This is a genomic window from Kosakonia sp. H7A (assembly GCF_003028445.1).
Classification (GTDB): domain Bacteria; phylum Pseudomonadota; class Gammaproteobacteria; order Enterobacterales; family Enterobacteriaceae; genus Kosakonia; species Kosakonia radicincitans.
Window position 1 is genome coordinate 1 of sequence record NZ_PYTZ01000015.1, and the last position, 18,662, is coordinate 18,662.

17 protein-coding genes and 2 tRNA genes are annotated in these 18,662 nt (G+C 53.9%); 13 read left to right on the top strand and 6 right to left on the bottom strand.

All coding sequences use genetic code 11. The features are described from left to right. Positions 1-49 precede the first annotated feature (49 nt). A tRNA-Asp gene (locus CWM66_RS26625) sits at positions 50-126 on the top strand. Positions 127-134: 8 nt separating this feature from the next. Then, a tRNA-Trp gene (locus CWM66_RS26630) sits at positions 135-210 on the top strand. Positions 211-303: 93 nt separating this feature from the next. Here the strand turns inward: CWM66_RS26630 and hdfR are convergent. Further along, positions 304-1,137 carry an HTH-type transcriptional regulator HdfR gene (gene hdfR, locus CWM66_RS26635; RefSeq protein WP_090398664.1) on the bottom strand — a complete coding sequence of 278 codons (834 nt, stop codon included), beginning with the start codon at positions 1,135-1,137 and terminating at the stop codon, positions 304-306. A gap of 106 nt (positions 1,138-1,243) precedes the next feature. On the opposite strand from hdfR, the gene CWM66_RS26640 reads away from it, so the two are divergent. Further along, positions 1,244-1,582: a DUF413 domain-containing protein gene (locus tag CWM66_RS26640; protein WP_007369199.1), complete on the top strand. Its 339-nt coding sequence runs from the start codon at positions 1,244-1,246 to the stop codon at positions 1,580-1,582. A gap of 24 nt (positions 1,583-1,606) precedes the next feature. Here the strand turns inward: CWM66_RS26640 and CWM66_RS26645 are convergent, their stop codons facing one another. After that, complete coding sequence (locus CWM66_RS26645) at positions 1,607-3,127, bottom strand: YifB family Mg chelatase-like AAA ATPase (RefSeq protein ID WP_079517130.1); 1,521 nt, start codon at positions 3,125-3,127, stop codon at positions 1,607-1,609. Positions 3,128-3,446: 319 nt separating this feature from the next. Between CWM66_RS26645 and ilvL the strand changes: the two genes are divergently transcribed. From ilvL to ilvA, 7 genes are all read left to right on the top strand, one after another. Continuing rightward, positions 3,447-3,545, top strand: coding sequence for an ilv operon leader peptide (gene ilvL, locus CWM66_RS26650; RefSeq protein WP_015966468.1), 99 nt, complete (start codon positions 3,447-3,449; stop codon positions 3,543-3,545). An 86-nt stretch (positions 3,546-3,631) separates the two neighbouring features. Further along, positions 3,632-3,682 (top strand): peptide IlvX, encoded by a 51-nt coding sequence (gene ilvX / locus CWM66_RS29615; protein ID WP_202626166.1) that lies wholly within the window; start codon positions 3,632-3,634, stop codon positions 3,680-3,682. A gap of 2 nt (positions 3,683-3,684) precedes the next feature. Beyond that, complete coding sequence (gene ilvG, locus CWM66_RS26655) at positions 3,685-5,331, top strand: acetolactate synthase 2 catalytic subunit (RefSeq protein ID WP_007369197.1); 1,647 nt, start codon at positions 3,685-3,687, stop codon at positions 5,329-5,331. Beyond that, positions 5,328-5,597, top strand: a complete 270-nt coding sequence (ilvM, locus tag CWM66_RS26660; RefSeq protein ID WP_007369196.1) for an acetolactate synthase 2 small subunit — start codon at positions 5,328-5,330, stop codon at positions 5,595-5,597. Before ilvG ends, ilvM begins: the two co-directional genes overlap by 4 nt. Positions 5,598-5,614: 17 nt before the next feature. Then, complete coding sequence (gene ilvE / locus CWM66_RS26665) at positions 5,615-6,544, top strand: branched-chain-amino-acid transaminase (RefSeq protein WP_007369195.1); 930 nt, start codon at positions 5,615-5,617, stop codon at positions 6,542-6,544. Positions 6,545-6,729: 185 nt separating this feature from the next. Beyond that, the gene (gene ilvD / locus CWM66_RS26670) at positions 6,730-8,580 is read left to right on the top strand and encodes a dihydroxy-acid dehydratase (RefSeq protein ID WP_007369194.1); all 1,851 of its coding nucleotides are present in this window, start codon (positions 6,730-6,732) and stop codon (positions 8,578-8,580) included. A 2-nt stretch (positions 8,581-8,582) separates the two neighbouring features. Beyond that, a complete protein-coding gene (ilvA, locus tag CWM66_RS26675; protein WP_090398681.1) occupies positions 8,583-10,127 on the top strand; it encodes a threonine ammonia-lyase, biosynthetic in 1,545 nt (514 codons plus the stop codon). Here ilvA and ilvY read toward each other — a convergent pair. Further along, the gene (gene ilvY / locus CWM66_RS26680; protein ID WP_007369192.1) at positions 10,124-11,014 is read right to left on the bottom strand and encodes an HTH-type transcriptional activator IlvY; all 891 of its coding nucleotides are present in this window, start codon (positions 11,012-11,014) and stop codon (positions 10,124-10,126) included. The two genes, ilvA and ilvY, sit on opposite strands and share 4 nt — an antisense overlap. Positions 11,015-11,170: 156 nt before the next feature. On the opposite strand from ilvY, the gene ilvC reads away from it, so the two are divergent. Beyond that, positions 11,171-12,646 (top strand): ketol-acid reductoisomerase, encoded by a 1,476-nt coding sequence (gene ilvC, locus CWM66_RS26685; protein WP_007369191.1) that lies wholly within the window; start codon positions 11,171-11,173, stop codon positions 12,644-12,646. A gap of 164 nt (positions 12,647-12,810) precedes the next feature. On the opposite strand, the gene ppiC is transcribed toward ilvC, so the two are convergent. Continuing rightward, positions 12,811-13,092, bottom strand: a complete 282-nt coding sequence (gene ppiC, locus CWM66_RS26690; protein WP_007369190.1) for a peptidylprolyl isomerase PpiC — start codon at positions 13,090-13,092, stop codon at positions 12,811-12,813. Between the two features lie 196 nt (positions 13,093-13,288). Here ppiC and rep point away from each other — a divergent pair, with 196 nt between their 5' ends. Further along, a complete protein-coding gene (gene rep / locus CWM66_RS26695; RefSeq protein WP_090398668.1) occupies positions 13,289-15,310 on the top strand; it encodes a DNA helicase Rep in 2,022 nt (673 codons plus the stop codon). 28 nt (positions 15,311-15,338) lie between these two features. Here the strand turns inward: rep and gppA are convergent, their stop codons facing one another. Both gppA and rhlB read right to left on the bottom strand, forming a co-directional pair. Further along, positions 15,339-16,823 carry a guanosine-5'-triphosphate,3'-diphosphate diphosphatase gene (gene gppA / locus CWM66_RS26700; RefSeq protein ID WP_007369188.1) on the bottom strand — a complete coding sequence of 495 codons (1,485 nt, stop codon included), beginning with the start codon at positions 16,821-16,823 and terminating at the stop codon, positions 15,339-15,341. Between the two features lie 6 nt (positions 16,824-16,829). Further along, entirely contained in the window at positions 16,830-18,098 is a 1,269-nt protein-coding gene (gene rhlB / locus CWM66_RS26705; protein WP_007369187.1) for an ATP-dependent RNA helicase RhlB, read from the bottom strand. 144 nt (positions 18,099-18,242) lie between these two features. On the opposite strand from rhlB, the gene trxA reads away from it, so the two are divergent. Beyond that, the gene (gene trxA / locus CWM66_RS26710; RefSeq protein WP_007369186.1) at positions 18,243-18,572 is read left to right on the top strand and encodes a thioredoxin TrxA; all 330 of its coding nucleotides are present in this window, start codon (positions 18,243-18,245) and stop codon (positions 18,570-18,572) included. The last annotated feature ends 90 nt before the right edge of the window (positions 18,573-18,662 follow it).

The window sequence follows — 18,662 nt, forward strand, 5'->3', positions numbered from 1 at the left end:
AAGCAGGTCAGACCGGGGCAACAAACCGGTGGTTGTAAAGAAATTCGGTGGAGCGGTAGTTCAGTCGGTTAGAATACCTGCCTGTCACGCAGGGGGTCGCGGGTTCGAGTCCCGTCCGTTCCGCCACCCTAATTAGGGGCGTAGTTCAATTGGTAGAGCACCGGTCTCCAAAACCGGGTGTTGGGGGTTCGAGTCCCTCCGCCCCTGCCAGAAACAATCCTTAGCGTTTGCTAAGGATTTTTTTTGCTTTTTTTTCGTGCCTTTCATACAGAAGATGCCAGACTGGCATCCTTGCCTCATATTTCAATCAATCACTTTGATCTTTAAAAGATCTTTGATCTGGTTCTGTTTGTCACTGTTCTGCAGCCAAATAGCATAAAGCGGACGAGAAAGGGTCGCGGTATCCGCTACAAGATGTAATCCTTCTTTTTGTTCTGCCCACAACACCGGTAGCCAGGTACAACCATTTAACTGTGGCAACTGTTGATGCGCGACTTCCGCAGAACTGGTCGTTAATGTGGGTACATCGTCACTGGCGATCAACTCTGCTTCATGCTGCTGAAAATCTGCCCCCCACTCCAGTCGCAAGTAATTCAGTTCCGCTTTATTTTTACCTGGCTCAGCAGAATAGAGCGCGAGCGTAAAATGCCCCAATAGTTGACTGCTGAATTCATCCATCTTCGGTGTTTCGGTAGTGATCAGCAGATCCAGTTGCCGCTCATGTAGCTGTTTAACTAATGACTGACGTTGTGCAATGCGTGCTTCGAATTGCAGATTTCCCTGCAGCTCATAGAGTCTGCTCAGCCAGTCGCTGAGCATACATTCCCATAATGACGCGCTGGCACCGATAGAAAATTGGTGATGCCGTGAAGTATGTGCAACCTCTTTCCGCGCAGCCTGCCAAGTACTCATAAGCGTCTCTGCATAAGGCAGAAGCTTCTCTCCAGCCGCTGTAAGACGGATATTATTACGGTGACGAGTAAAGAGATTAACCCCAAGCTGGTTCTCCAGCTGGCGAATACGAAAACTCACTGCGGACTGTGTCAGATAGAGTGATTCAGCCGCCCGGCCGAAGTGACGAGTCCTGCTTACTTCCAGGAAAGTTTTTAGTAATTCCGTATCCACGGTTTTCTCCACAAAAATATTTGTCGTAATGATTTAAATGTTTTGTTTTACACTCTGTCAAGCGTAACTAATACTCCGCGCCATAAATAGCTCGGCCAAAGAATTAGGAGCGTGCAGGATGGCGGAAAGCTTTACGACGACGAATCGTTTTTTCGACAATAAAAATTATCCACGCGGGTTCTCGCGCCACGGTGATTTCACCATCAAAGAGGCTCAACTGCTTGAGCGTCACGGTTATGCGTTTAACGAGCTGGAGCTTGGGAAACGTGAACCAGTGACCGAAGAAGAAACGCAGTTTGTCGCAGTCTGCCGTGGAGAACGTGAACCCAACACGGAAGCAGAACGTGTCTGGCTCAAGTATATGGCTCGTATTAAGCGACCGAAGCGTTTTCACACCTTATCGGGTGGAAAACCTCAGATGGAAGGCACGGAAGATTACACCGAGTCTGACGATTAAGAGAAAGGGGCTAAGGCCCCTTTTTTACGTCAGCATATTTTGCAGATGAATGAGTAACCTGTCGATTGCGCGATAACTTAGTGCTTCTTGCAGGTGCGTTCGTTGGATCTCATCCTGTTGTTCCAGATCAGCAATAGTTCTTGCTACCTTCAGCAGACGTTGCCAGGCCCGTATGGAGAAACCCAGCCGTGTTAACGTCTCCTCCAGCCACTCGCCATCCTCTTTTGCAAGCAAGCAGAACTGTTTTGTTTCGCTGCTTTCCAGCCGGGCATTGAGCTTCTTCTGCCGTTGATGCTGACGAGCATGAGCCTGAATAACGCGTGACCGTACGGCCTCACTGCATTCCCCTTTCTGCTGGGGCTGGCTCATTAAACCGGGAGCAGGTAGCGGTATTTCCAGCGAGAGATCAAACCGGTCGAGAAAAGGGCCTGATAACCTCCCCAGATACCGCAGTGTCTGTTCAGGCGTGCTGCGATTATGATTACCCTGATAGTGCCCGGTTGGGCTGGGATTCATGGCCGCAATCAGCTGAAAGCGCGCAGGATAAGTGATTTTTGCTCTTGTCCGTGAAATGTGAATCTGGCCTGACTCCAGCGGTTCGCGCAGGGCATCCAGTACACGTCGCTCAAACTCAGGTAGTTCATCCAGAAACAGTACACCGTTGTGCGCCAGCGAAATCTCACCGGGTCCTGGTAATGAACCGCCCCCGACCATCGCCGCCAGGGAAGCGCTGTGATGAGGCGTTCTGAATGGCCGTCGTCGCCAGTGGCGAATGAGGCTATTACTGTTGAATACACTCATCACTGCGGCGCTTTCCAGTGCTTCCTGATTATTAAGTGGCGGCAATAATCCCCCCAGTCTACTGGCCAACATGGTTTTTCCGGTTCCTGGCGGCCCTATCAACAATAAATTATGCCCTCCTGCCGCAGTGATTTCTAAAGCGCGTTTGCCTTGTTGTTGTCCAATTACATCGCTCAGATCCTCACTGTGCCTCTCCTGGACACCTTCAAAGGGGGATGGAGGTAAGAGAGCGTGTTTTCCTTCCAGAAAAGCGCATACCTCCTGCAAATGGGCGGCTACGCGGCAATCTTCTGTTTCAGCGAGGCTGGCCTCCGCTTCATTTTCCTGAGCAATAATGATGCGACGCCTGGCTTTCACTGCTTCCATGACACAAGAGATAGCGCCGGAGACCCCACGCAATGCGCCTGTAAGGGCAAGTTCACCAACGAACTCGTAGTCACTCAGCATCGGTGCTGTTAGTTGCTCTGAGGCTGCCAGAAGCGCAATAGCAATGGGTAAATCGTATCGTCCCCCTTCTTTTGGGAGATCGGCCGGTGCGAGATTGATCGTGATCCGCTTTGCCGGGAAATCATAACCACTATTGATGATCGCGCTGCGTACCCGATCCCGTGCCTCTTTGACGGTGGTCTCTGGTAATCCGACAATAGTCAGCCCTGGAAGTCCATTGCTGATATGCACTTCGACCGTCACCAATGGCGCAGTAACGCCAAGAGCCGCTCGGGTATAAATCACTGACAATGCCATAGTTCCTCCTTACCATGGCTATTATCTGTTCGTTGATTTTACCTTTCATTATCGATATTGAGCATTTACGCGTAAGTTCCCGGTAATTTGCTGCAAGTTCACACTGTTTTCATCGCGCTGGAAGATCGCTCGCACTATTGATTTCGTTGGGAAACCAGTGAAATATTTTCACGCGCGATTTTTGTTATATAAAACAATGAGTTTTTGCTTTCTTGTGAGCGAGGGCACTAAAGTGGTCATAAATTTTTCTTGTGTCTTGTCTGAAATCTGTGTTACCTCTTTAGGTATTCCTTCGAACATGAAGCAAGAACGAACAAACATGAAAGCCCTTCTACGAGTGATTAGCCTGGTCGTGATTAGCGTGGTGGTGATTATTATCCCACCGTGCGGGGCTGCACTTGGACGAGGAAAGGCTTAAAAAACAAGCCTTAACGAACTAAGACCCCCGCACCGAAAGGTCCGGGGGTTTTTTTATGATTTAAAAATATAAACGAGGAGCAGAGAATGAGTTGTAGTACAAAATTCTGTTTCTCCCGATATACGGCGGGGAACTGACTATGAATGGGGCACAGTGGGTAGTACATGCGTTGCGGGCACAGAAAGTGGATACGGTTTTTGGCTATCCGGGTGGCGCAATCATGCCGGTTTACGATGCATTGTATGACGGCGGCGTGGAACACCTACTGTGCCGGCACGAGCAGGGCGCTGCGATGGCCGCTATTGGCTATGCCCGCGCAACGGGTAAGACAGGCGTATGCATTGCGACATCCGGTCCGGGCGCTACCAATCTGATTACTGGCCTTGCCGATGCGTTGTTAGATTCAGTTCCGGTGGTGGCGATTACGGGCCAGGTTGCGGCTCCGCTGATGGGCACTGACGCTTTTCAGGAAGTGGATGTGTTGGGCTTGTCGCTGGCCTGCACCAAACACAGCTTTCTGGTTGAATCCCTGGAAGAGCTGCCGCGCGTAATGGCTGAAGCCTTCCATGTCGCCAGCTCTGGCCGCCCTGGCCCGGTTTTGGTTGATATTCCGAAAGACATCCAACTGGCGAGTGGCGATCTTGAGCCCTATTTCGCCACCGTTGATGACGTACTCTCCTTCCCGCAGGATCAAGTTGACCAGGCCCGCCAAATGTTCGCGCAGGCTAAAAAACCGATGCTGTATGTTGGCGGCGGCGTTGGCATGGCACAGGCAGTTCCCGCTCTGCGTGAGTTCCTGGCTGCAACACAGATGCCGGTAGTTTGTACCCTGAAAGGCCTGGGCGCAGTGGCGCCAGAGTATGCCTATTACCTCGGTATGCTGGGGATGCACGGTACTAAAGCGGCTAACTTTGCGGTTCAGGAGTGCGATTTGCTGGTTGCTGTTGGCGCACGGTTCGACGATCGCGTGACCGGCAAGCTGAATACCTTTGCGCCGTATGCAAAAGTGATTCATATGGATATCGATCCGGCGGAGATGAGTAAGCTGCGTCAGGCGCATGTCGCGTTGCAGGGTGATTTGAATGCGTTGCTCCCGGCGTTGCAACAGGCGCTCTCCATTGATGCGTGGCGACAATACGCCGCAGACTTACGCCGCGAGCACGCCTGGCGTTATGACCATCCCGGCGAGGCGATTTATGCGCCGCTGCTGTTAAAGCAACTCTCCGAACGCAAACCAGCGAACAGCGTGGTGACGACCGATGTCGGGCAGCACCAGATGTGGGCTGCACAACACCTTGAATTTGATCGTCCGGAAAATTTCATTACCTCCAGCGGCTTAGGCACGATGGGGTTTGGTCTGCCCGCTGCCGTTGGCGCGCAGGTCGCCCGCCCGGAGGATACGGTGATCTGTATCTCCGGTGACGGTTCCTTCATGATGAATGTGCAGGAACTGGGCACCGTAAAACGCAAACAGTTACCGCTGAAGATGGTATTGCTGGACAACCAGCGTTTAGGAATGGTTCGACAATGGCAGCAGTTGTTCTTTAACGAGCGTTATAGCGAAACTACCCTGACTGATAACCCCGATTTCCTCACGCTGGCCAGCGCCTTTGGCATCCCGGGCCAGCGTATCACCCGTAAAGACCAGGTTGAAGCGGCACTCGACACCATGCTTTCGAGCTCAGGGCCATACCTGCTTCATGTCTCAATCGACGAACTTGAGAATGTCTGGCCATTGGTGCCGCCCGGCGCCAGTAACTCACAAATGCTGGAGAAATTATCATGATGCAACATCAGGTCGCCGTTGAGGCTCGCTTCAATCCGGAAACGTTAGAGCGCGTGTTGCGCGTGGTGCGCCACCGGGGTTTTCAGGTATGCGCGATGAATATGGAAACCGCCAGCGATGCGCAGAACATAAATATTGAATTGACCGTTGCCAGCCCGCGGCCTGTCGAATTACTGTTTAGCCAACTGAGCAAACTTGTCGACGTTGCCCGGGTTGATATCCGGCAGCGCGCCACATCATCACAATCACAACAAATCCGCGCGTAAGCGCAAAAGGAAGAACAATGACGACGAAAAAAGCAGACTACATTTGGTTCAATGGCGAGATGGTTCGTTGGGAAGACGCGAAAGTTCACGTGATGTCCCACGCTCTGCACTACGGCACCTCTGTCTTTGAAGGCATCCGTTGCTACGACTCGCACAAAGGCCCGGTAGTCTTCCGCCATCGTGAACATATGCAGCGTCTGCATGATTCCGCCAAAATCTACCGTTTCCCGGTTTCTCAAAGCATTGATGAACTGATGGAAGCCTGCCGCGAAGTGATCCGCAAAAACAACCTGACCAGCGCGTATATCCGTCCGCTGATCTTTGTTGGCGATGTTGGTATGGGCGTGAACCCGCCTGCGGGCTACAGCACTGACGTGATTATCGCTGCGTTCCCGTGGGGCGCTTACCTGGGCGCAGAAGCGCTGGATCAAGGGATCGATGCGATGGTTTCTTCGTGGAACCGTGTTGCGCCGAATACCATCCCGACAGCCGCAAAAGCCGGCGGTAACTACCTCTCCTCTCTGCTGGTTGGTAGCGAAGCGCGCCGTCACGGCTATCAGGAAGGTATCGCGCTGGATGTGAACGGTTATATCTCTGAAGGTGCGGGCGAAAACCTGTTTGAAGTGAAAGACGGCATCCTGTTCACTCCGCCGTTCACCTCTTCTGCACTGCCGGGGATCACCCGTGATGCCATCATCAAGCTGGCGAAAGAGCTGAATATTGAAGTTCGCGAGCAGGTGCTGTCCCGCGAATCGCTGTACCTGGCGGATGAAGTGTTCATGTCTGGTACCGCTGCTGAGATCACTCCGGTTCGTAGCGTTGATGGTATTCAGGTTGGTGAAGGTCGTTGCGGTCCGGTCACCAAACGTATTCAGCAAGCATTCTTTGGCCTCTTTACCGGTGAAACGGAAGATAAGTGGGGCTGGTTGGATCAGGTTAACCAATAAATACCCGTCATACTTCAGGTTGTAGGTGTGTTGGCCGCACGCGTTCACCCCAGTCACTTACTTATGTAGGCCGCTGGGGATTCTCGCTTGCCGCCTTCCTGCAACCAGAATGAGTTAGGGTATATCAAATAAATATGGGATGGCACGCACCACCCCATCTACAAGACAGACGGGAGTAAAAGAGCATGCCTAAGTACCGTTCCGCCACCACCACTCACGGGCGCAATATGGCGGGTGCCCGCGCGCTGTGGCGCGCAACCGGGATGACCGACGCCGATTTCGGCAAGCCGATTATTGCTGTAGTGAACTCGTTTACCCAGTTCGTGCCCGGGCACGTTCATCTGCGCGATCTTGGTAAGCTGGTTGCAGAGCAAATCGAAGCCGCAGGCGGCGTGGCGAAAGAGTTCAACACCATTGCCGTCGATGACGGTATCGCCATGGGCCACGGCGGCATGCTGTATTCACTGCCCTCCCGCGAGCTGATTGCTGATTCTGTTGAATATATGGTAAATGCCCACTGCGCAGATGCGATGGTGTGTATTTCCAACTGCGACAAAATCACCCCGGGGATGTTGATGGCTTCCCTGCGCCTCAATATTCCGGTGATTTTCGTCTCCGGCGGCCCGATGGAAGCCGGGAAGACCAAACTCTCCAACCAGATCATCAAGCTGGATCTGGTTGATGCGATGATTCAGGGTGCAGACCCGAAAGTCTCTGATGACCAGAGCGAACAGGTGGAACGTTCCGCATGCCCGACCTGCGGCTCCTGTTCCGGCATGTTCACCGCCAACTCGATGAACTGCCTGACCGAAGCGCTGGGCCTGTCGCAGCCGGGCAACGGTTCGTTGCTGGCTACCCATGCCGATCGCAAAGAGTTGTTTATCAATGCCGGCAAACGCATTGTTGAGCTGACTAAACGTTATTACGAGCAGGACGATGCTTCGGCGCTGCCGCGCGCTATCGCCAGCAAAGCGGCGTTCGAAAACGCCATGACGCTGGACATCGCAATGGGCGGTTCGACCAATACCGTTCTGCACCTGCTGGCGGCGGCGCAGGAAGCCGAAATTGATTTCACCATGAGTGACATCGATCAGCTTTCCCGCAAAGTTCCGCAACTGTGTAAAGTCGCGCCGAGTACGCAGAAATACCATATGGAAGATGTCCACCGTGCAGGTGGCGTGCTGGGTATTCTGGGTGAATTGGATCGCGCAGGTCTGTTAAACCGTGACGTGAAAAACGTGCTCGGTCTGACGCTGCCACAAACGCTTGAGCAGTACGATGTCATGCTGACCAAAGACGAAGCGGTGAAAACGATGTTCCGCGCTGGCCCGGCAGGTATTCGTACCACCCAGGCTTTCTCACAGGATTGCCGCTGGGACACGCTGGATGACGATCGCGCCGCAGGTTGTATTCGCTCCCTGGAGCATGCATACAGCAAAGATGGTGGTCTGGCCGTACTGTACGGCAACTTTGCCGAAAACGGCTGCATCGTGAAAACCGCAGGTGTGGATGACAGCAACCTGAAATTCACCGGTCCGGCAAAAGTATATGAAAGCCAGGATGCAGCGGTTGAGGCTATTCTCGGCGGTAAAGTGGTGGCCGGCGATGTTGTGGTAATCCGCTATGAAGGGCCGAAAGGCGGGCCGGGCATGCAGGAGATGCTGTATCCGACCAGCTTCCTGAAGTCGATGGGGCTGGGTAAAGCCTGTGCGCTGATCACCGACGGGCGTTTCTCTGGCGGGACATCCGGCCTTTCTATCGGCCACGTTTCCCCGGAAGCGGCCAGCGGCGGCAACATCGGGCTGATTGAAGATGGCGATATCATCGCTATCGATATCCCGAACCGTGGTATTCAACTGCAGGTCAGCGATCAGCAGCTGGCGGCGCGCCGTGAAGCACAGGAAGCCCGCGGCGATAAAGCCTGGACGCCGGTGGATCGCGAACGTCAGGTCTCCTTCGCGCTGCGTGCTTACGCCAGTCTTGCAACCAGTGCAGACAAGGGTGCGGTGCGCGATAAATCCAAACTTGGGGGTTAATGATGGCCGAATCCCAACCCCTCTCCGCCGCCCCCGAAGGGGCGGAATATTTGAGGGCAGTGCTGCGCGCGCCGGTTTATGAAGTGGCGCAGGTGACGCCGCTGCAAAAAATGGACAAGCTCTCTTCGCGTCTGGATAACGTCATTCTGGTAAAACGCGAAGATCGCCAGCCGGTGCACAGCTTCAAACTGCGCGGTGCTTACGCGATGATCGCCGGGTTAACCGCCGAGCAGAAATCCCATGGTGTAATCACGGCATCCGCAGGCAATCACGCGCAGGGCGTGGCGATGTCTTCCACGCGCCTCGGCATCAAATCGCTGATCGTGATGCCAGTGGCGACAGCCGATATCAAAGTCGATGCGGTACGCGGTTTTGGCGGAGAAGTGTTGCTGCACGGCGCCAATTTCGATGAAGCGAAAGCCAAAGCCATTGAGCTGTCGCAGCAGCAAGGGTTCACGTTTGTCCCGCCGTTCGATCATCCAATGGTGATTGCCGGACAGGGAACGCTGGCGCTGGAGTTGTTACAGCAGGATGCGCATATCGACCGGATCTTTGTACCGGTCGGCGGCGGCGGCCTCGCAGCGGGTGTCGCGGTGCTGGTTAAGCAACTGATGCCGCAAATCAAAGTGATTGCTGTCGAAGCGGAAGATTCCGCTTGCCTGAAAGCAGCGCTGGACGCCGGGCATCCGGTCGATTTGCCCCGCGTTGGATTGTTTGCCGAAGGCGTTGCGGTTAAACGTATCGGCGACGAAACCTTCCGTCTGTGCCAGGAGTACCTCGACGATATCATTACCGTCGATAGCGATGCGATTTGCGCGGCGATGAAAGATCTGTTCGAAGATGTGCGGGCGGTCGCGGAACCATCCGGCGCGCTGGCGCTGGCGGGGATGAAGAAATATATCGCCAAACACAACATTCACGGCGAGCGGCTGGCGCATGTGCTCTCCGGCGCAAACGTCAATTTTCACGGCTTACGCTATGTTTCTGAACGCTGCGAGCTGGGCGAGCAACGCGAAGCGCTGCTGGCGGTGACCATTCCGGAAGAGAAGGGCAGCTTCCTGAAATTCTGCCAGTTGCTGGGCGGACGTTCCGTCACCGAGTTTAATTACCGTTTCGCCGATGCGAAAAATGCCTGCATTTTTGTCGGCGTGCGTTTGAGTCGCGGTCTGGAAGAGCGCCAGGAGATCCTGTCATTGCTGAATGACGGTGGTTACAGCGTGGTGGATCTCTCCGACGATGAGATGGCGAAGCTGCACGTGCGCTATATGGTTGGCGGACGACCGTCGAAACCGTTGCAGGAGCGTTTATACAGCTTCGAGTTCCCGGAATCACCGGGCGCGCTGCTGAAATTCCTGCATACGCTTGGTACGCACTGGAATATTTCGCTGTTCCACTATCGCAGCCATGGCACGGATTATGGCCGCGTGCTGGCGGCGTTTGAACTGGGCGATCACGAGCCGGATTTCGAAACCCGGCTCAATGAACTGGGTTATGACTGCCACGACGAAACGCATAACCCGGCATTCCGTTTCTTCCTGGCGGGTTAGTTGTTCGGCAGAATTTTCCAGAATGCATCGATAAGCGGCTCATAGAGCCGCTTTTTTTGTACGCACACGCCAAGCTCGAACGGCGTTTTTTCATCGCTACGTTCGAGGATCATCACACGATTACGTACCGGCTCCGGGCTGTTCTCCAGCACCACTTCCGGGATCAGCGCCACGCCGCACCCCAGCGCTACCATGGAGACCATGGCTTCGTGTCCGCCAACGGTCGCGTAAATGGCGGGATTGCTGATTTTATGGCGGCGGAACCACAGTTCAATACGCCGACGCACCGGCCCCTGATCGGCCATGATAAATGGCACTGTTGACCAGTCAGGCTCGGTTTGTGATACCTGGTTACGCACCGGACATGGCAGCGCCGGCGCAATCAGAACCACCGCCAGATTCTCCAGCATGGAAAACGCCACCGCGCCGGGGAGCGTTTCCGGCTTGCCGGCAATCGCCAGATCCGCTTCACCGGTAACCACTTTTTCCATGGCATCGGCAGCATCGCCGGTAGTGAGTTTGATCTCCACTGACGGATGCTCCGCACGAAAGCGGTCGAGGATTGGCGGTAAATGGCTGTAGGCTGCAGTGACCGAACAGAACAGGTGCAGTTCGCCGGAGAGCGATGGGCCTTGCTGGTCTATCGAGTGGCGGAGTTGCTGATACTGTAATAACGTTTGTTGAGCAAAGGTGCGTAACTCTTCTCCCGCATCGGTCAGCGTGACGGTACGGTTATCACGCACAAACAGTGGCTGCCCAAGGTCTTCTTCCAGCCGCTGGATCTGGCGTGAAAGCGTGGAGGGACTGACATGCATAGCGCGCGCGCTGCGGCCAAAATGGCGGCTTTCCGCCAGATGCAGGAAGGTTTTCAGATCGCGTAAATCCATGAGACAGGCTCCACAAATTTACATTGCAAAAATTGCAATGTGACATTGTTAATATATCAATTTAAGCAACGCATTTCCTGTCATATAGTGGGTTCAATCTCGCGAATCAGCGAACTGAACAATAAGCACGACAACACAACATCATGAGGTCTTACCATGGCTAACTACTTTAATACACTGAACCTGCGCCAGCAGCTGGCGCAGCTGGGCAAATGTCGCTTTATGGCGCGTGAAGAATTTGCCGATGGCGCAAGCTACCTTCAGGGTAAAAAAGTGGTCATTGTCGGCTGCGGCGCTCAGGGGCTGAACCAGGGCCTGAACATGCGCGACTCCGGTCTGGATATCTCTTACGCTCTGCGTAAAGAAGCCATCGCGGAAAAACGCGCCTCCTGGCGTAAAGCGACCGAAAACGGTTTTAAAGTAGGTACCTACGAAGAGCTGATCCCGCAGGCAGATCTGGTGGTTAACCTGACGCCGGACAAACAGCACTCTGACGTTGTGCGTTCCGTACAGCCGCTGATGAAAGATGGCGCTGCGCTGGGCTACTCTCACGGTTTCAACATCGTGGAAGTGGGCGAGCAGATCCGTAAAGACATCACTGTCGTGATGGTCGCGCCGAAATGTCCGGGTACCGAAGTGCGCGAAGAGTACAAACGCGGTTTTGGCGTACCAACGCTTATCGCTGTTCATCCGGAAAACGATCCGAAAGGTGAAGGCATGGCGATTGCCAAAGCGTGGGCTGCGGCGACCGGTGGCCATCGCGCAGGCGTTCTGGAATCCTCTTTCGTAGCGGAAGTGAAATCTGACCTGATGGGCGAACAGACCATTCTCTGCGGTATGTTACAGGCCGGTTCTCTGCTGTGCTTCGACAAGCTGGTGGCTGAAGGTACTGACCCGGCTTATGCCGAAAAACTGATCCAGTTTGGCTGGGAAACCGTGACCGAAGCTCTGAAACAGGGCGGTATCACACTGATGATGGATCGTCTGTCTAACCCGGCGAAACTGCGTGCTTACGCGCTGTCCGAACAACTGAAAGGCATCATGGCGCCGCTGTTCCAGAAACATATGGATGACATCATCTCCGGCGAATTCTCTTCCGGCATGATGGCTGACTGGGCCAACGACGATAAAAAACTGCTGACCTGGCGTGAAGAAACCGGTAAAACCGCGTTCGAAACTGCACCGCAGTTTGAAGGCAAAATCAGCGAGCAAGAGTACTTCGACAAGGGCGTACTGATGATTGCGATGGTGAAAGCGGGCGTTGAGCTGGCGTTCGAAACCATGGTAGCTTCCGGCATTATCGAAGAGTCTGCGTACTATGAGTCTCTGCACGAACTGCCGCTGATCGCTAACACCATCGCGCGTAAACGCCTGTATGAGATGAACGTCGTGATCTCCGATACCGCTGAGTACGGTAACTACCTGTTCTCTTATGCCTGCGTGCCGCTGCTGAAAGAGTTTATGACCACGCTGCAAACTGGCGATCTGGGCAAAGCGATTGCGGAAGGCGCGGTTGATAACGCGCAGCTGCGTGATGTGAACGAAGCGATTCGCAACCATGCGATTGAGAAAGTGGGCCAGAAACTGCGTGGCTACATGACGGATATGAAACGTATCGCGGTAGCGGGTTAATTCCCCGTCGTCGACCTATGGATGCGTTGGCGGCGTTCGTACACACCGGTTATATAGTTTTCTATACTTCCGGGGATGTACTTTCCCGTAAGCCGAAATCCATAGGTAATGGAAAGCAGTAACGAACATAAGCCCGGTACGCGTTAGCGCCACCGGGCTTTTTATTAGTTGCGGTACAGCACTTTAATGATGTGATAACCGAACTGCGTATGCAGCGGGCCGGTTGGTTCCAGCACCGGGCAGGAGAACACCACTTTGTCGAACGCCGGTACCATCTGGCCCTGACGGAATTCGCCTAAGTGACCGCCTTTTTTACCTGACGGGCAGATAGAGTGTTTCTTCGCCAGTTTCTCGAAATCGCCGCCGTTTTTGATCTGTTCCAGAAGATCCTGTGCCAGTTTCTCTTCTTTAACAAGTATATGGAGTGCTGCTGCGGTTTTTGCCATGATCGTGCCTTGAGTGTGAGAGTTTACGCTGGCTATACTACCACGCTGTTATACACTTCGATCTCTTTTGGCTGCGTCTGCTCACCTGGTAACTTACTTCTGTAAGCTCCTGAGGATTTAGCTTTGCTGCCTTGATGTAGTCTGAATGACGTGGTGTACGTTTTCTCCCTCCCGTTTTCCATTGAGTGATCTTTTTATGCGTTTGAACCCCGGACAACAACAAGCCGTCGAATTCGTCACCGGACCCTGCCTGGTGCTTGCTGGCGCGGGATCCGGTAAAACACGCGTGATCACCAACAAAATCGCTCATCTGATCCGCGGCTGTGGCTATCAGGCAAAACATATCGCGGCGGTGACTTTTACCAACAAAGCAGCGCGCGAAATGAAAGAGCGTGTGGCGCAGACGCTGGGGCGCAAAGAGGCGCGCGGCTTGATGATCTCCACCTTTCACACGCTGGGGCTAACGATTATTAAGCGTGAATTCGCCGCATTGGGGATGAAATCCAACTTTTCACTGTTTGATGACACCGATCAGGTTGCGCTGCTGAAAGAGCTGACCGAAGGGCTGATCGACGATGACAAAGCGGTATTGCAGCAGTTGATCTCCACGATCTCGAACTGGAAAAACGATCTACTGACGCCGCCGCAGGCTGCCGCACAGGCAAAGGGCGAGCGCGATCGTATTTTTGCTCACTGCTATGGCCTGTACGATAGCCATATGAAATCGTGCAATGTGCTCGATTTCGACGATTTGATTTTGCTGCCGACACTGTTATTACAGCGCAATGAAGAGGTGCGCGAACGCTGGCAGAACAAGATTCGCTATCTGCTGGTGGATGAATATCAGGACACCAATACCAGCCAGTACGAACTGGTGAAATTGCTGGTGGGGCAGCGCGCGCGCTTTACGGTGGTGGGTGATGACGATCAGTCGATCTACTCCTGGCGCGGCGCGCGTCCGCAAAACTTGGTGCTGCTGAGTCAGGATTTCCCGACGTTGCAGGTGGTTAAACTGGAGCAAAACTATCGCTCATCCGGGCGTATTCTGAAGGCGGCAAACATCCTGATCGCCAACAACCCGCACGTATTTGAAAAGCGTCTTTTTTCAGAGTTGGGTTACGGGCCGGAGCTGAAGATCCTTAGCGCGAATCACGAAGAGCATGAAGCCGAACGTGTTACCGGGGAGCTGATAGCTCATCACTTCGTCAACAAAACCCAGTACAAAGATTATGCGATTCTTTATCGCGGTAACCACCAGTCACGGGTGTTTGAAAAATTCCTGATGCAGAACCGCATCCCGTACAAAATCTCTGGCGGTACGTCGTTTTTCTCGCGTCCGGAAATCAAAGACCTGCTGGCTTACTTGCGCGTGCTGACCAATACGGAAGACGACAGCGCATTTTTGCGGATTGTAAATACGCCGAAGCGCGAGATTGGCTCCGCTACCCTGCAAAAGCTGGGTGAGTGGGCGATGCTGCGTAATAAAAGCCTGTTTGCCGCCAGCTTTGATGTTGGCCTGAATCAGACGCTCACTGGACGTGGCTATGAATCATTGACGCGCTTTACGCAGTGGCTGGGCGACGTGCAACAGTTGTCCGAGCGTGAGCCGATTGCTGCGGTGCGCGATTTGATCCACGGCATCGACTATGAATCCTGGTTGTTTGAAACCTCGCCCAGCCCGAAAGCCGCCGAAATGCGGATGAAAAACGTCAACACGCTGTTTGGCTGGATGACGGAAATGCTGGAAGGCAGCGAACTGGATGAGCCGATGACATTGGCGGAGGTGGTCACGCGTTTTACCCTGCGCGATATGATGGAGCGCGGTGAGAGCGATGACGAATCTGACCAGGTGCAGCTAATGACATTGCATGCCTCCAAAGGGCTGGAATTTCCGTATGTCTTCCTGGTCGGTATGGAAGAGGGATTACTGCCGCATCAGAGCAGCATCGATGAGGATAACGTCGATGAAGAGCGCCGCCTTGCTTATGTGGGCATCACCCGGGCGCAGAAGGAGCTGATTTTCACCCTCTGTAAGGAGCGCCGTCAGTATGGCGAACTGGTGCGGCCGGAGCCGAGCCGTTTCCTGCTGGAATTACCACAGGATGACCTGATCTGGGAGCAGGAGCGCAAAGTGGTGAGCGCTGAAGAGCGGATGCACAAAGGGCAGGCCAACGTGGCAAATATTCGCGCCATGCTGGCGAAGGCGAAAGAGAAGTAAAAAGCCCGGCGGATACCGGGCTTCACGCTTACTGGATTTCCAGCGGCCAGTGGACGTAGCTTTGCCACTGGCTTTCCTGCTCGATTAACTCCGCACCCAACGGGTGACTTTTCAGCCAACCCTGCGGCAACGACAGCGTCAGTTTTTCTCCTTGCGCGCTGACGATAATTTCCGGCAACAAATCGTCGCGACGGCGGCTGGCAAAAATAATTGCCAGGCGCAGCAGGCGGCAGAGATGTTCCGCAACGCGCGGCGGGACGGCGTTTTGCTGGTGCAGTGAAGAGAGATCGACAGCGTTGGTCTGATTCAGCAGCAGCGTGGCGAGCAGTTTTTTCTGCGCTGGCGTAAAGCCCGGCAGATCGAGATTGCGTACCAGCCATGCTGCATGCAGCGGTGCCTGTTTAAACTCAATACTCAGACCAATTTCATGCAGTTCGCAGGCAACTTGCAGTATTTCGATGCTGTAGGCGTCAAGTTCCCACTCTTTTTCTACACTCAACGCAAAGCGTTTTGCCAGCGCAGTCACGCGACGGGCCTGATCGGTATCGATAATAAAACGGCGCTGAATGTTGCGCAGCGTACGGCTGCGAATATCCTGATCAACCGCCAGATGCAGCATGCCATAGACCAGACCTTCACGCAGCGCGCCGCCAGCCAGCGTCATGCTGGCAATATTCATCTCGGTAAAGATAGCGATCAGAATCGCCAGCCCACTAGGAAAGACCAGCGCACGCTCCAGCGTCAGACCTTCGATCTCCAGTTCTTCAAGCCGCCCGCACTGAATAGCGCGCTGCTTAAGCTGCTGAAGTTTGGCGAGAGTAATGCGCTCATCCATACCCTGCGCCATCATGATTTCTTGCAGGGCTTGCACGGTGCCGGATGCGCCAACGCACACTTTCCAGCCATGCCGACGAAGCTCATCGGCGACCGGGCGCAGCACTTCACGCGCAGCATGCTCTGCGGCGTCGAAATTTTCCTGTCCGAGATTGCGATCGGTAAAAAAACGCTCAAGCCAGGTGACGCAGCCCATCGACAGACTAAACAGCGAAGTGGTTTGCGCGCCGGTACCGGTCACCAGCTCGGTGCTGGCACCGCCGATATCCACCACCAGACGCTGATCCGCACCGCCGGTAGTATGCGCAACACCCTGATAAATCAGACGCGCTTCCTCTTCGCCGCTGATGACCTGCACCGGGCAACCGAGGATGACTTGCGCTTTGTTGAGGAATTCCTGAGCGTTGACCGCCAGGCGGAGCGTGGCTGTCGCCACAACGCGGATTTGCTGTGCGGGAATATCCTGAAGACGCTCTGAAAACAAACGCAGGCATTGCCAGCCGCGTTCCATCGCTTCCTGGGAAAGCTGGTTTTCACTGCTCAGGCCCGCCGCGAGGCGAACCTTGCGTTTGATGCGGGAAAGCGTCTGAATGCTTCCCGCCACCTCGCGCACAACCAGCATATGAAAACTGTTGGAGCCAAGATCAATGGCGGCATAGAGCGAGGCGGAACCAAGCATATTTTTTTAACCTGAACGACGGCGATTACGTGGCGCACCACCACTGCGGCGCGGACCGTTACCTGAGCGCGAACGCGTCAGGCGTTTCGGCGGCGGTAATTCGCTGAGCAGCGCATCCGGATTGTATTTGCTCACCGGAATTGAGTGCCCGATATACGTTTCAATTGCGGGCAGGTTCAGCGCGTACTCTTCACAAGCAAGGCTGATAGAGTTGCCGCTGGCACCCGCACGACCCGTACGGCCGATGCGGTGCACGTAGTCTTCGCAGTCGTCCGGCAGATCGTAGTTAAATACGTGGGTAACGGCTGGAATATGCAGACCGCGCGCCGCAACGTCCGTAGCGACCAGAATATCGAGATCGCCGCGGGTGAATTCATCAAGAATACGCAGGCGTTTTTTCTGCGCTACATCGCCAGTCAGCAGACCAACACGATGACCATCGGCAGCCAGATGGCCCCAGATATCTTCACAGCGATGTTTGGTGTTGGCGAAAATAATGGCGCGATCCGGCCACTCTTCTTCAATCAACGTTTGCAGCAGACGCATTTTCTCTTCATTAGAAGGATAGAAAAGCTCTTCTTTAATGCGGTGGCCGGTTTTCTGTTCCGGTTCCACTTCGACGTATTCTGCGTTGTTCATCTGCTCGAATGCGAGTTCACGTACCCGATAAGAGAGTGTGGCGGAGAACAGCATGTTCAGACGCTGTGTGGCTGCCGGCATGCGGCGGAATAGCCAACGGATATCTTTAATAAAGCCCAGATCGTACATACGATCGGCTTCGTCCAGCACCACGACCTGAACTGCGGCCAGGTTAATATGGTTCTGTTTGGTGTAATCGATCATACGACCGGTTGTGCCGATCAGAATATCGACGCCGCTTTCCAGCACTTTTAGCTGTTTGTCGTAACCATCACCGCCGTAAGCCAGACCCAGTTTCAGACCTGTTGACTGCGCAAGCGGTTCTGCATCGGCATGAATTTGTACCGCGAGTTCACGCGTCGGAGCCATAATAATTGCGCGCGGCTGGTTCACTTTACGGTCTTCGATTGCCGGGTGAGAGAGGAGATAATGAAACGTTGACGTTAAGAACGCCATCGTTTTACCGGTACCGGTTTGCGCCTGACCTGCAACGTCACGGCCCGCCAGCGTCAGCGGAAGAGCCAGAGCCTGTATAGGCGTGCAATTATGAAACCCTTTATTTTCAAGGGCTTCGATCACCTTTGGGTGCAGGGCGAAGTCGGAAAACTTCTGTTCAGTTAAATGTGTTTTGCTCATAGTGTGGTAGAATATCAGCTTACTATTGCTTTACGAAAGCGTATCCGGTGAAATAAAGTCAACCTTTAGTTGGTTATTGTGGCATCAATACGTTGTTGTTTTATGCTACACCAACACACCAGGCTTATTCCTGTGGAGTTATATATGAGCGATAAAATTATTCACCTGACTGACGATAGTTTTGACACGGATGTACTCAAAGCGGACGGGCTTGTTCTCGTTGATTTCTGGGCAGAGTGGTGTGGACCGTGCAAAATGATCGCCCCGATTCTGGATGAAGTCGCTAATGAGTACGAAGGCAAACTGACCATTGCGAAACTGAATATCGACCAGAACCCAGGCACTGCGCCGAAGTACGGTATTCGTGGTATCCCAACCCTGCTGCTGTTTAAACACGGCGAAGTGGCTGCGACCAAAGTGGGCGCCTTGTCTAAAGGCCAACTGAAAGAGTTCCTGGACGCCAACCTGGCGTAGTATCAGGTTCTGCCGGCGTGCCAGTCGTCCTAATTTTTTAGGATCGCTGGACGCCCGGCTTCTGCCGTGCTAATTTAGTTTTGACTTCGT

Excerpts from the sequence above, each read along its gene's own strand:
- CWM66_RS26640 (WP_007369199.1), top strand. The coding sequence starts at position 1,244 with ATGGCGGAAAGCTTTACGACGACGAATCGTTTTTTCGACAATAAAAAT.
- CWM66_RS26645 (WP_079517130.1), bottom strand. The coding sequence starts at position 3,127 with ATGGCATTGTCAGTGATTTATACCCGAGCGGCTCTTGGCGTTACTGCG.
- ilvL (WP_015966468.1), top strand. The coding sequence starts at position 3,447 with ATGAAAGCCCTTCTACGAGTGATTAGCCTGGTCGTGATTAGCGTGGTG.
- ilvG (WP_007369197.1), top strand. The coding sequence starts at position 3,685 with ATGAATGGGGCACAGTGGGTAGTACATGCGTTGCGGGCACAGAAAGTG.
- ilvM (WP_007369196.1), top strand. The coding sequence starts at position 5,328 with ATGATGCAACATCAGGTCGCCGTTGAGGCTCGCTTCAATCCGGAAACG.
- ilvE (WP_007369195.1), top strand. The coding sequence starts at position 5,615 with ATGACGACGAAAAAAGCAGACTACATTTGGTTCAATGGCGAGATGGTT.
- ilvD (WP_007369194.1), top strand. The coding sequence starts at position 6,730 with ATGCCTAAGTACCGTTCCGCCACCACCACTCACGGGCGCAATATGGCG.
- ilvA (WP_090398681.1), top strand. The coding sequence starts at position 8,583 with ATGGCCGAATCCCAACCCCTCTCCGCCGCCCCCGAAGGGGCGGAATAT.
- ilvY (WP_007369192.1), bottom strand. The coding sequence starts at position 11,014 with ATGGATTTACGCGATCTGAAAACCTTCCTGCATCTGGCGGAAAGCCGC.
- ilvC (WP_007369191.1), top strand. The coding sequence starts at position 11,171 with ATGGCTAACTACTTTAATACACTGAACCTGCGCCAGCAGCTGGCGCAG.
- ppiC (WP_007369190.1), bottom strand. The coding sequence starts at position 13,092 with ATGGCAAAAACCGCAGCAGCACTCCATATACTTGTTAAAGAAGAGAAA.
- rep (WP_090398668.1), top strand. The coding sequence starts at position 13,289 with ATGCGTTTGAACCCCGGACAACAACAAGCCGTCGAATTCGTCACCGGA.
- gppA (WP_007369188.1), bottom strand. The coding sequence starts at position 16,823 with ATGCTTGGTTCCGCCTCGCTCTATGCCGCCATTGATCTTGGCTCCAAC.
- rhlB (WP_007369187.1), bottom strand. The coding sequence starts at position 18,098 with ATGAGCAAAACACATTTAACTGAACAGAAGTTTTCCGACTTCGCCCTG.
- trxA (WP_007369186.1), top strand. The coding sequence starts at position 18,243 with ATGAGCGATAAAATTATTCACCTGACTGACGATAGTTTTGACACGGAT.